Origin of the sequence: Acrocarpospora catenulata (genome assembly GCF_018476525.1) — a bacterium.
GTDB lineage: Bacteria > Actinomycetota > Actinomycetes > Streptosporangiales > Streptosporangiaceae > Acrocarpospora > Acrocarpospora catenulata.
On the sequence record NZ_JAHCST010000023.1, the window covers coordinates 75,232 to 87,878 of the forward strand.

The window sequence follows — 12,647 nt, forward strand, 5'->3', positions numbered from 1 at the left end:
CGGCTCTCGCGGGTCTATCCCTGTGACACGTGGCGATGAAGGAATGTGACTCGGATGGATGAGCAGACCTGGCTGACCGAACGATTCGACGAGCAGCGCACCCGGCTGCGCGGGGTCGCCTACCGCATGCTGGGCTCGCTCAGCGAGGCCGACGACGCCGTGCAGGAGGCCTGGCTGCGGCTCAACCGGTCCGGGGCCGACGGGGTGGAGAACCTTTCCGCGTGGCTGACCACGGTGGTGGCCAGGGTCTGCCTGAACATGCTCCGCAGCAGGGAGTCCCGCCGGGAGGAGCCGTTCGACCCACAGGTGCCCGATCCGATCGTCACCGGGGCCGACCCCGAGCAGGAGACGATGCTGGCCGACTCGGTGGGCCTGGCCCTGCTGGTGGTGCTGGACACGCTGACCCCGGCCGAGCGGCTGGCCTTCGTGCTGCACGACATGTTCGCCGTCCCGTTCGAGGAGATCGGCCCGATGATCGAGCGCTCGCCGGTGGCGGCGCGGCAGCTGGCCAGCCGGGCGCGGCGGCGGGTGCGGGGTTCGGCTCCCGTGCCCGATCCGGATCTGGGTCGCCAGCGGGCCGTGGTGGACGCGTTCTTCGCCGCCGCCCGGGACGGCGACTTCGAGGGGCTGGTCGCGGTGCTCCACCCTCAGGTGGTTCTGCGGGCCGAGGGTGGCGCGGCGCGTCCCCGCCACACGACCGTGATCCACGGGGCCCGCACGGTGGCCGAGCAGGCGATGTCCTTCACCAAGTTCGCCCCGTTCGCTCGACCGGCGCTGGTCAACGGGGCCGCCGGGGTGGTGGTGTCGGCCGGCGGGCGGGTGCTGTCGGTGATGGGGTTCACGGTCACGGACGGCATGATCGTCGCCATCGACGTGCTCGCCGATCCGAATCGCCTGGCCGACCTGGACATCGACCCGACGTGACGGTCGCGGCTCCGGCGGCCATCGCCTTGGCGCTCACGGCTCTGGCGGTCGCGGCTCCGGCGGACATGGCATTGGTGGTCATGGCTTCCGGGGTCACGGGTCCGGCGGTTGTGGCGTGACGGCTATTTGGCGTCGGCGTAGCAGGCCACGGCGACGGCCTCCATGGGGAAGCGGACGGGTGTGTCGCCGAACAGGAGGCGGGTGGCCTCGTCGGCGGCCTGGGCGATGGTGGCGCGGACCTCGGCGGCCTGGTCGAGGGGGCAGTGCACGATGACCTCGTCGTGTTGGAAGAAGACCAGGCGGGCGGGGTCGGGGAGGCGGCGGCGGAGGATGGCCAGCAGCGTGACCGCCCACTCGGCGGCGGTGGCCTGGACGACGAAGTTGCGGGTGAACCGGCCCCGGTCCCGGGCGGACCTGGCCCCTTCCGGCCGGGAGACCAGCTCCCGCCAGCGTTTGGAGGGCGGCGGGGAGGTGCGCCCGAGCCAGGACCTGACCAGGCGGCCCTCCTCCCCGGCCCGGGCCGCGTCCTCCACGAACGTGTACGCCTGGGGGAAGCGCTGGCGCATCACGGCCAGCAGTTTGGGGGCGTCGCCGGTGGTGCCGCCGTACATGGCGGAGAGCATGGCGATCTTGGCGGCGTCGCGCTGGCCGCCGAACGCCTTGGCCAGGGCGGCGTACAGGTCGATCTCCCCGGCGGCGCGGGCCAGCCCGCCGTCCCCGGCCATCGCCGCCAGCACCCGGGGTTCCAGCTGGGCGGCGTCGGCGACCACCAGCGTCCAGCCCTCGTCGGCGAGCACGGCGCGACGCATCACCTTCGGGATCTGCAACGCGCCTCCCCCGCTGGTTGCCCACCGACCGCTGACCACCCCGCCCACGACGTACTCGGCCCGGAACCTGTCGCCGCGTACCCACTGGTCGGCCCAGACCCAGCCGTGGAAGCTGTACAGCCTGGCCAGCTCCTTGTACGCCAGGAGCGGCCTCACCCCGGGATGGTCGACCTCCTTCAGCACCGACGACCGGGTGGAGGGCACGGTGATCCCGGCCGACTTGAACGCCCGGACGATCTGCTGCGGCGAGTCCGGATTGAGCGGCTGACCGAACTCGGCGGCCACCTCATCGGCCAGCGCCTGAAGCTTGACCGGCCGCATGCCGTGCGCCGGACGGGGCCCGAGCAGCTCGGTCAGCAGCGCATCATGCACCGACTCCCGCCACGGCATGCCGTCGAACCCCAACTCGGCCGCGATCAGCGCCCCCGCCGACTCAGCGGCCACCAGCAACCGGAACCGCCGCGGCTCGGGCAGACGAGCGATCCTGTCCAACTGCCCCGCATACACCTCGGCGACCAGCTCGGCCTCCGGCAACCCGGGCTGCGGCTCCCGAGGCTCCGGCTCGAACAGACTGCCCTGAGCCCCCTCGGCGACCGCCTCCCGATCCTCCGGCACCGGCAGCCCATGCGCCCGCGCGTACGCCGCCACAGCCGACCGGGGCTCCCCGAACCGCCCTTCGGCGGCGAGCAACAACCCCTCGGTCAACGCGACATCATGACACCGCCCGACCCGCACCCCCTTGGCGAGCAGCCCAGGATAGATCCGCCGGGCGTCGGCCCACACCCAGCGCACCCCCTCCCCGGACGCACCTTCCCGCTCCCCGACCGCCTCCACCAGATCGGGCACCTGCCACCGCTCCCCATCGGGCAGACGAAGCACCCCGCCTGTCCCCTCCGGATCCCCGGCCATCACCACGCCCACCCCTCCAGGGTGTCAGGCCCTACCGACAATCCAACTAGCCACGGTCCTCCCCACGATCACCGTCGGGCCATCCGTATGTGACCTCCCACCGGCCCCGGCTCCGCCGGAGTGGCAACCGTGCTGATGCCCGGGTATCGCTTGCCGCCCTTCTCCCACCCCACCCGCCCCCTTCATCGGCGTTAGGTCCCGCCCGACCACCCGTTCGTGACCTTCGGCCAGACCCGGCTCCGCCGGATAGGCGAGTTGCGCGTGGCGGAGAGGGACTCAGCTTGCCGGAGGGCCGTGTCCGGTCGATCAGTGAGGGCTGAGCAAGCGGAGCCATACCACCAGAACTGAGACGGCGACGGACCTGGCGAAGAGGTGTTGACGTCACAGCAGGTGCCTATGGCCCTGAACTGCATCAACTTGTTGATCGCCCGCTCCACGACGTTCCTGGCCTTATAGCGCGCCGAGTCGAATCCCGGGGCGCGCCCACAGTCTCGTTGTAGTTAGGCCAAGGCACTGTCCTCGTGTCAGCTTCTCGGCCGTAAACGGCCTAGCTTGCAGCTCCTCGCCATCGATGGATTCGAGGGTTCAGGCCGCGTCGTCGGCAGCGTGACTCACTGCCCAGCCCGCCACACCGCGTGAGGCGATGTTGCGGGCTGCGTTGACGTCGGCGTGCTCAGCGAAGCCGCACGACCTACAGCGGAAGGTTTCCTGATCGGGCCGGTTGCGCTTGTCGATGTGCCCGCACGCCGAGCAGCCTTGCGAGGTGTAGGCGGGATCGACGTGGACCAGGGCGACACCGGCGCGGGCCGCCTTGTAGGCGACGAACTGGCCAAGCTGGTGGAACGACCACGAATGCAGGGTGACCCGCTGGGGCTTGCGGAGCCGTACCCGGTCGCGGATCCCACTCAGGTCTTCAAGTGCGATGCCGCGTCCGGTGCGTGCAGCCTCGGTCACGATGCTCTTGGAAATGACGTGGTTGAGGTCCCGGGCGAACCGGGCTTCCTTGCGGCGGCGGGCCTTGAGCAGCCGCTTGGCCGACTTGGTGCGCTTGGTCTGCAACCGGCGGCGCAACTCCCGGTTGCGGTGCCGGACCGCGTTCAGGTGCTTGCCCGCGTGCGTGGTCCCGTCGCTGGTCGTGGCGGTGTTCGCGATACCGAGGTCCACTCCGAGGAACCCGCTTGGGTCGGTGACGTCAGTGTCGGGGATGTCGCAGGTGGCGACCAGCAACCACATGCCGGCCCGGTGGACCAGGTCTGATTCGCCATTGCGGTAGGCGGCCAGCGCGGCGGCCTGGGTGTCGGAGCAGCCGAACCGGACGCCTTTCATCCGGCCGCCGGTGGTCCAGATGCTCACGGTCCGGGCTTGGACCTGCCAGGACAGGCACCGGTCGTCGTAGGGCTGAGCGGCGTCCGGGCGGAAGCCGATCGGCTTGGTGAGGGGCTTGCGCATCGTGGCCTTCACCTGGGCTTTGACCGTGGTGTAGGCGTCGGCGACCTTCTTGATCACATGCTGAGCGGGCTGGGCCGACAGGCCCATGTCCTTCAACCGCGTGTAGGTGTGACGGCGCAGGTCGTAGTTCCGGAACGTCTTCATGTCCCAGGCAGCGCGAGAGACCAGGTTCGCCGCCTCGTTGCACAAACGCAGCGTGTCCGCCAGCGCCGCCTCCTCGGCGGGCGTGGGGAACAGTCGCACTTGCACGACGAATTTCACACAGTGAACTTAACTATGAGCCGAACAAGTGCGCGACGCCGTAGGCGATTCCTCCCGGGCGTAAACGCCCGGGGTTCCTCGCTAGTTCACGCTGAAGCCAGTCCTTCCCGAACACGTGCTCAAGGCCGTGTTCCAAGTCGTTGAGCTGCGTAGGTCGGACGGCCCGGACGGGTACGACCGCGCCTGGTCGTACGGCAAGACCAGACGAACTGTTCGCGTTGTCTCAGCCCAGTCGACCCGCAGTCCACGATCCCGGGCGAGTTCGTAAATCCTGTCCCGGATCTCTGGATAGGTGCTCAGCACTCGGTCACCCCAGCGGGGGCGCCGACTCGGGGCTGGTCCTTACACGAACTCGATCCTGCTAACGGATTTGCCGACAACTGTTCTGGACGTGTGGACGCCCATGATCAGAATGCTTGCCACCGACACCGCGCTCTGGATTGACGATGTGTGGGTGGCCGACTCCACTCCGGTGGAGGGTGGCCGATCCCGGGAGACGGTCAAGGGCAGCGCCCTGGCCGGGTGGGCCGAGTACGGCTACTGCGCCAGTCACTCACGGTACTTCTGGAGGCTGCGGCTGCACCTGCTGTGTACTCTCGGCGGGCTACCGATCGCCTTCGCGCTCACTGGAGCCAGGGCTGACGAACGCGACACCCTGCGGGGCATGCGTGGACGCCGCTCCCGAAGTACGGGCCGACCGCCCGGCGAACCCGGATCTCCGACCGAAGGCCAGCAAGAGACCTGGGCTGAGGGGGACCGCGACGATCAAAACCCGCACACCAACACGGGAACCAACCGCCCCGGCGAAGCCAGAACCGACCGAAGGTCACAAATGGGTGGGTGGGACCTCACGCTAACAGAGGGGGCGGGCGGGTGGGAGAACCGCGGCAACCACCCCTCCAGGGTGTCAGGCGCTACCTGTGCAACCCGGCCCTGGGGCCACTCCCGACCATGGTCTAGCGTCCTTTCCGACAAGAACTCCATTTCCATTCTGTCGCCTTTTGTCACTTATAGTCGACCAAACGGAATGAAGTGGATTTCGCGCCGAGTAAGGTCATAACAAAATCGGCAATCGGCCTCGATTAGCTGCCCACCTTCCGGATATGACCTGGTCCGCGACCCGCATCGGACCAAAAGTTGCGATATCCGATTTGCTCCTGCACTCCCGAATGATCGGGGCGGGTCGCGATTTCTTTTTCCCAAGGGGAGTATCGTGCAAAATTGGAAGCTGCCGACATGGTCGACGACCGGCCTGGCTCTCGTAGGCGCAGGAGTTCTGATCGCGAACATGGCCACGCCGGCCAGCGCACGAACCGCGACAGTACCGTGCGGCGCCGGAGCCTGCGGCCAAGCAAGGACAACCCACACGCAGAACACCAACAGCACTGCGACCGGGTCGTCCCACTTCGGCAACTCGACGTGGGGCATCATCTACCGCAACACCATTGGCGGACCGAACGCCGTCCTGCGCAACGGCCCTTACGGGCGCCCGTCCCCGACTTTCGCCGCCACGCAGCCACCCCCCTACGGCAGGGGCAGTCTGGGCATCATCGTCGGCTCCTCAGCCGAAAAAATCGCCTTCGGCAACGAGACGATCTTCGCCGACACCCGGCTCTCCGCCATCCACACCCTGAAATACTGGATCTTCGCGGGAGTCGACTCCCTGGCCGGCATCACCCTGCCGAACATCGCCATCGAGGTCGATCCGAACGTGGGCACGGCCGACTACACCAGCCTCGTCTACGTGCCCGACACCTCCACCGCCCCGTCCACCCCCACGACACCCGCCCCCAAGGTCTGGCAGCAATACGACGCCGGCGCCACCGGAAGCAAGTGGTTCGCCACCGGCACCACAGGCCCGACGATCGGCTGCACCCAGGTGACGCCATGCTCGTTCGCCGAACTCAAAACCCGGCTGCCCAACGCGGTCATCAGCCAGAGCCTGGCAATCGCCAAAGGCAGAGACACCCCCTTCGCCGGCGCCGTCGACGGACTCCAGGTGAACCACACGATCTTCGACTTCGAATATCCCGGCGTACGCAGCGGGCACGTGCGCTGAACACCGGCACCACCCCGATGGTCGAACGCGCCATCAACCTTTCGCGGAACCCAACGGGATGATCACCTCGTCCTCCAGGGGCGGGTCGATCTCCTGGGCCAGGCAGCCGGTGGCGGCGAAGCAGCGGATGCGGAGTTCGTCGTCCTGGACGGACAGGTGGAGGAAGCTCTTGAAGAAGGGTGGGGTGTCCCAGTCGGAGAGTTCGGAGATGTAGCGGTGGAAGATGCGGTCGACGGGGAGGCGGAAGGGCATGGGCCAGCCGCCTAACAGGCGGGCCGCCCATTTCATCCGGCGGGTGATGGGGACCTGCTGGCCGAGGTCGCGCGGGGGCGTGTTGCCGATGCGGGCGGACATCAGGGCCAGTCCCTCGGCGGGAGTGAGGTAGAGCCACTTCATGCGGAGGCGGCGGCTGTAGAGAAGGCTGTAGAAGGACAGCGAGTCGCCGCGCAGGGGGTAGCAGCGGAAGTCGTCCTCGGCGATCCGGGTGATCCGCGGGATGGTGTGGGTGGCGTGCATGAAGGCGCCACCCCCGCCCGCGACCACGTACTGGATGACCCGATCGCCGACCTGAACCGGGAAACGCTGGTAGTTGTGCACGTCGCCGCCGATCGCGGCCAGGTAGTTGTGCTCGGGGGCCCGCACGATGTCGTCCACCGTGCCGCCGCCCTCGATCGGGCCGGGCTTGTAGTCGTCCCGGACGTAGATGGGCTTGCCGGTGACAAGGACCTTCGGCCGAGGGTCGGCGGACACGTGCCGCAGCCACTCCCCCTGCTCCCGGTCCAGATCCCCCCGGATCCCGGTGTCGATCCCCACCACCAGCAGCCGCCCGAGATCCAGCACCCAGTACGGCGCCGGCTGGACCGCCTGCTGGGAGGGCCGCCCGCGCAGCTTCCAGTCCTCCGCCAGCGCGTCCTCGTCGATCCGCTCGGGCTTCTTCCAGAGCAGCCCCCGCAACCCGGCGGGCGAGAGCCGGAAGCCCTCCCGCTCCACCGCCAGCGGCTTGGCCCCGCAGAACACCCGCATGAACCCGCCGAGCCCGTCGTACCAGTCGTGGTTACCGGGAATGGCGTAGATCGGCGCGTCGTAGTCCTTGAACGGCCGGAAGAACTTGTCCCGGTAGTCGGCCGCCGCCCCGGTCGGGTAGATCACGTCGCTGGCGATGACGGTGAAGTCGGTGCGCTCGCCCAGTTTGAGCAGGCCGGGCACCACCGCGTACTGGGAGGCGTCGCCCTCCCCGGTGTCCCCGATGACCAGGAAGGAGAAGTTCCGGGCGGTCTCCCGGACGATCCGGAAGTCGGGATCCACCCCGGCCTCCCGCCGCGCGGCCACCCAGCGGCGCCGTACCTCGTCGGACGGATCGCCGAACAGCCCGGCCAGGATCTCGTTCCTGGACCGCCAGAGGGTCCGCGGATTGAGCCAGGTGAACGTGTCCTTGTTCGGACGGAGCGACTGAAAGGTGCCGATCTCCTGACAGGCCCACCCCGCGCCCTCCTCGGACACCCGGGACGAGCCCCGTTTCCCTTTCGCCGCCGCGATTTCCACCTCACCCATGGAAACAATCTTGGCGGTTTCTAGGGGATCAGGACACCCGGGTTGAGAATCCCGTACGGATCGAGTCGCCCTTTCACCGCCCGCAGGATCTCCACCCCGAGGTCCCCGATCTCGGCGGCGTACGCGACCCGGTGGTCCCGCCCGACCCCGTGGTGATGGGAGATGGTCCCCCCGCTGAGCACGATGGCCTTGTTGACCGCCCGTTTGGCGCGTTCCCACTGGGCGACCGGATCCTCCTCCTGCGCGCTCACCACGGTGAAGTAGAGCGAGGCCCCGGTGGCGTACACGTGCGAGACGTGGCACATCACCAGGGGCTCGTCCAGGGTGGCCCGCAGCGCCAGCCCCACCGCGTCGTAGAGCCGGGGCAGGTCGGCCCAGAACCCGGCGGTCTCCAGGGTCTCCACGGTGGCCCCGGCACTCAGCAGCGCGTCCCGCAGGTACGGCGCCGCGAACCGGCCCTCGTGCCAGCGCTCGCCCGGCTCGGTGCCCCGGTAGACGCCGCCGAGCTCCGACAGCAGCGCGGCCACGGCCTCCCGGCGGTGTGCGACGTCCTCCTCGGCCCCCTCGAAGCCGGTGATCATGAGGCAGCCGGCCTCGGCCAGGGTGCCGAGCTCGGCGGGGCGGGCCAGCCCGATCATGCTCTCGGTCTCGTCGGAGAGGCGGAGCACGGTGGGCAGCGGGCCCTCCTGGGCGATCCTGCGCATGGCGGCCTGCCCGGCCTTGAACGAGGGGAAGCGCCACCCCTCGTAGAGGCGGGTGGCGGGGATGGCGCGGACCCGGAGCTGGAGGGAGGTGATCACGCCGAACGCGCCCTCCGAGCCGAGGATGAGCTGGCGCAGGTCGGGCCCGGCCGCCGATTTGGGGGCCCGGCCGAGTTCCAGGGTGCCGCGCGGGGTGGCCACGGTGAGCCCGACCACCATGTCGTCGAACCGGCCGTACCCGGCGCTGGCCTGGCCCGAGGAGCGGGTGGCGGCGAAGCCGCCCACGGTGGCGTACTCGTAGGACTGCGGGAAGTGGCCGAGGGTGAGACCGTGCCGGGCCAGGATCTGCTCGGCCTGGGGGGCGCGCAGGCCCGGCTCCAGCTCGGCGATCATGGACACCTTGTCGATGGAGATCACCCGGTTGAGCCGGGCCAGGTCCAGGGCGATCACCGCGGCGTACTCGTCCCGGGAGGCGACCAGGCCGCCGACCACCGAGGTGCCGCCACCGAACGGCACCACCGCCACCCGATGCTCCGTGCAGAGCTTGAGCAGGTCCAGGATCTCGCGGTGCGAACCGGGTAACACCACCGCGTCCGGCGCGTCGTCGCCGTCGCCGGCCCGCATGCGGAGCAGGTCGGGGGTGGACTTGCCGCGGGTGTGGCGGATCCTGGCGTCCTCGTCGCAGCGCACGTGCTCGTCGCCGACCAGGGTGCTCAACCGGGTCATCACCGGCGCGGGCAGCGCCGACAGCGGCAGCCGTACCTCGCCGAAGCTGGCGGCCGGGGTCTCGGGTTCGGTCACGCCCAGCAGGTCGCGCAGGAGCTTGCCCACGGAGGGGGGCAGCTCCTGGGCTTTGCCCGGGTCTCCCCAACCCGACCAAAGCATGGCTTCTGCGGCGCTACTGGGAGTTTCCACGTCCGGCCTTTCGGTTAGGTTACCCAAGGGTAGTCCGCCGGCCCTCGGGATGTTCATGAAGTCCTCCCTCAATGCCACCCGTCGCGCCCGTGAGATCCAGCGGGTGCAACGCCAGGTGCTGGACGTGCTGGTCGTCGGCCTGGGCGCGACGGGGGCCGGGGCCGCGCTCGACGCCGCCTCCCGTGGGCTGTCCACGGCCGCCGTGGACGCCCACGACCTGGCTTTCGGCACCTCGCGGTGGAGCTCCAAGCTGATTCACGGCGGCCTGCGCTATCTGGCCAGGGGCCAGGTCGGGGTGGCCAGGGAGAGCGCGGCCGAGCGGGGGGTGCTGCTCCGGCACACGGCGCCGCATCTGGTGCAGGCCCACCCGTATCTGCTGCCGCTGACCCCGGCGGTCTCCCGCGCCAGGGCCCGGCTGGTGATGACCGGTTACCGGCTCGGCGACCTGCTCCGCACCGCCGCGGGCACGCCCAGGCGGCTGCTGCCGGGTCCCGTGCGGGTCGCCCCTGGGCGGGCGCTGGACCTGGTCCCCGCTCTGGCCCCGGACGGGCTGCGCGGCGCGCTGCTGTCCTGGGACGGCCGGGTCGCGGACGACGCCCGGCTGGTGGTGGCCATCGCCAGGACCGCCGCCGGGCAGGGCGCCGCGATCCTCACCCGGTGCCGCGTGCTGGCCCTGCGCGGTGACGGCGCCGACGTGCGGGACGAGCTCACCGGCGAGGAGTTCACCATCCGGGCCCGGGCGGTGGTCAACGCCACCGGGGTGTGGGCCGGGCAGCTGGCGCCCGGTATCGAGCTGCGCCCCTCGCGCGGCACGCACCTGGTGCTCCGGCCGGGGGCGCTCGGCCCGCTGCGGGCGGGGCTGCACGTGCCGATTCCGGGGGAGAGCAATCGTTTCGCCCTGGTTCTCCCGCAACTGGATGGCAGCGTCCACGTGGGCCTCACGGACGAGCCGATCGACGGCCCGGTGCCGGACATCCCCGAAGTCCCGGAAAGCGACGTCAGCTTCCTCCTGGAGGTCCTGAGCACCGTTCTGGCATCTCCGATACCCAGGAACCTGGTCGCGGGCGCGTACGCGGGCCTGAGGCCCCTTCTGGCGGGCAAGGGAGGCAGCAGCGGGGACCTGTCCCGGCGGCACGCGGTCATCCGCTCCCCCGGCGGCGTGGTGACCGTGGTCGGCGGCAAGCTCACCACCTACCGGCGCATGGCCGAGGACGCCATCGACGCGGCGGTCCCGCACGCGCCGCGCAGCCGCACCGCCCGGCTGCCGCTGGTCGGCGCGGCCCGGTCCGGGGACGGCGCGCCGCCCCGCCTGATCCGCCGGTACGGCTCGGAGGCGGCGGCCGTCGAGGAACTGGCCGCCCGCGACCCCGCCCTGGCGGCGCCGGTGCTGGCGGGGCAGCCCACCACCAGAGCCGAGCTGCTCTGGTCGGTCCGGCACGAGGGCGCCCTCACCGCCGACGACCTGCTGGACCGGCGAACCCGGATCGGCCTGATCCCGGAGGACCGGGAGGCGGCCCGCCCGGCGGCCGAGGCGGTGCTCCGGCTGGCGTCGGAGTGACTGGCCCGGGATGACTAGCAGATGGCGGGGCTCGGTGGCAAGAATTCGCCATCCGCCGCGCATGCTCTCTGGCGCTAAGGTTAGGATTACCTAATCTGCAACACGGAACTTCGGGGGGCGAACCGGTAATGATGGGCAAGGCCAATGGGTGCGACCACCCCGCCGGGCTCCACACCGGCGCGGCGCCCATCTACGCGAGCGCCACCGTCGGCGCCCGCTTCTGGCTGCTCATCGAGCACTCCGGACCCTGGGCCGCGTACCTGGACGAATGCAAACTGCCGGTCAAGACGCGGGCGCTGATCGACCGGGCCACCGCGCTCGGCGTGCGCCCCCAGCTGATCCGGCGCACCGGCCGACGCGCCGGGGATTCCGGCCCGCTGCACGTTTTCGTGGGGTCCTCCACGGGCCCGGAGCCCTGGCTGGCCGAGGGCTCTTTCACCGATCCCAACGATCTTGACCTGGAAGCACTCGTGCACGGAGTGGTTCCGGAGTCCTGCATACTTGTCAGTGCGCCGGTATTTCTGGTCTGCACGCACGCCAAGCGCAACGCGTGCTGTGCCCGCATTGGACTGCCGCTCGCGAGATTTCTCGACGAGCAACTGCCCGGCGAGGTGTGGGAAACCACACATGTTGGCGGCGATCGATACGCCGCCAACCTCGTGTGCTTGCCACACGGGCTTTACTACGGCAGCATGTCTCAGGCTGCTGCGATCGCGGCGGCAAACGCGTACCGGCATGGCGAGGTCGTCCTCGACCGTTACCGGGGGCGCGCGGGTATCCCTGAGCCATCGCAAGCCGCGGAGCATTTTGTCCGGTCCCATACGGGCGAGCTCTCGGTCAGCGCTGTGGCCGTGGAATCCTCCCGGTCGGATGGCGACACCACGGTGTGCATTGTTAAGTGCAATGTTCCCGGTGGATCGTCGCGATTTCGGGTAGTGGTCGAGCCTGCGGTGTTCGCGGCACCGTGCGGTATCGCCTGCGCCGAAGAGATCTCGACCTACAGGTTGGCCGAGCTGAGCCTGCTCACTCCGGCCTTGACCTGAGGCTTCGCAAGAAGCCGGGAACACCACGGCTAGGTCTTGCGTTGGAAGCAAGGACACCATAAGCGTCCAATGCGGCACAAACTCTGAAATACCTCTCACCAAAGGTGGTTTCTCATGTCTCAGGTACGTCGGCAGCTCGCCCGCCCCCGCCCCAGTTGGGGTTGGCAGGATGATGCCGCGTGCCGGGGAGAGGACCTTGTGCTGTTCTTCGGCCCCGACGGAGAGCGTCAGCCGGAGCGTGACATCCGCGAGCGCAAGGCCAAGGCCATCTGCGCCCAGTGCCCCGTCCGCGCCGAGTGTCTCGACTACGCCCTGTCCCGGCCCGAGAAGTACGGCACGTGGGGCGGCCTCAACGAGGACGAGCGCGCCTCCGAGCGCCGTCGTCGCATGCGGCGCGCCGCGAGCGCCGGCATCAGTGCCGTCGCCTAGAACCCCCGGGTCTTTTTCCAC

Annotated in this window: 9 protein-coding genes and 1 pseudogene; 6 read left to right on the forward strand and 4 right to left on the reverse strand. The window is 69.8% G+C overall.

Translation table 11 applies throughout. From position 1 onward, the window contains the following. Positions 1-54: 54 nt before the first annotated feature. Complete coding sequence (gene sigJ, locus KIP79_RS23710) at positions 55-924, forward strand: RNA polymerase sigma factor SigJ (protein ID WP_214107100.1); 870 nt, start codon at positions 55-57, stop codon at positions 922-924. A gap of 122 nt (positions 925-1,046) precedes the next feature. Here sigJ and KIP79_RS23715 read toward each other — a convergent pair whose 3' ends face one another. Both KIP79_RS23715 and KIP79_RS23720 read right to left on the reverse strand, forming a co-directional pair. Continuing rightward, positions 1,047-2,660, reverse strand: coding sequence for a bifunctional 3'-5' exonuclease/DNA polymerase (locus tag KIP79_RS23715; protein ID WP_214107143.1), 1,614 nt, complete (start codon positions 2,658-2,660; stop codon positions 1,047-1,049). Positions 2,661-3,245: 585 nt separating this feature from the next. Continuing rightward, positions 3,246-4,370 carry an RNA-guided endonuclease InsQ/TnpB family protein gene (locus KIP79_RS23720; RefSeq protein ID WP_214107101.1) on the reverse strand — a complete coding sequence of 375 codons (1,125 nt, stop codon included), beginning with the start codon at positions 4,368-4,370 and terminating at the stop codon, positions 3,246-3,248. A 403-nt stretch (positions 4,371-4,773) separates the two neighbouring features. Between KIP79_RS23720 and KIP79_RS50385 the strand changes: the two are divergent. Then, positions 4,774-5,074 (forward strand): annotated as a pseudogene (locus KIP79_RS50385) (transposase); the annotation flags it as partial. A gap of 584 nt (positions 5,075-5,658) precedes the next feature. Then, positions 5,659-6,429 (forward strand): hypothetical protein, encoded by a 771-nt coding sequence (locus tag KIP79_RS23725; protein ID WP_214107102.1) that lies wholly within the window; start codon positions 5,659-5,661, stop codon positions 6,427-6,429. A gap of 33 nt (positions 6,430-6,462) precedes the next feature. Here KIP79_RS23725 and KIP79_RS23730 read toward each other — a convergent pair whose 3' ends face one another. Further along, positions 6,463-7,980, reverse strand: a complete 1,518-nt coding sequence (locus KIP79_RS23730; RefSeq protein WP_214107103.1) for a metallophosphoesterase family protein — start codon at positions 7,978-7,980, stop codon at positions 6,463-6,465. Between the two features lie 20 nt (positions 7,981-8,000). Further along, positions 8,001-9,566, reverse strand: coding sequence for an FAD-binding oxidoreductase (locus KIP79_RS23735; protein ID WP_214107104.1), 1,566 nt, complete (start codon positions 9,564-9,566; stop codon positions 8,001-8,003). Between the two features lie 79 nt (positions 9,567-9,645). Here KIP79_RS23735 and KIP79_RS23740 point away from each other — a divergent pair, with 79 nt between their 5' ends. The 3 genes from KIP79_RS23740 (at position 9,646) to KIP79_RS23750 (ending at position 12,626) form a co-directional block, all read left to right on the forward strand. Continuing rightward, positions 9,646-11,154 (forward strand): glycerol-3-phosphate dehydrogenase/oxidase, encoded by a 1,509-nt coding sequence (locus KIP79_RS23740; RefSeq protein ID WP_214107105.1) that lies wholly within the window; start codon positions 9,646-9,648, stop codon positions 11,152-11,154. Between the two features lie 128 nt (positions 11,155-11,282). Beyond that, entirely contained in the window at positions 11,283-12,197 is a 915-nt protein-coding gene (locus KIP79_RS23745; RefSeq protein ID WP_250213710.1) for a sucrase ferredoxin, read from the forward strand. A gap of 114 nt (positions 12,198-12,311) precedes the next feature. Beyond that, complete coding sequence (locus KIP79_RS23750) at positions 12,312-12,626, forward strand: WhiB family transcriptional regulator (RefSeq protein ID WP_076434697.1); 315 nt, start codon at positions 12,312-12,314, stop codon at positions 12,624-12,626. Positions 12,627-12,647: the final 21 nt, after the last annotated feature.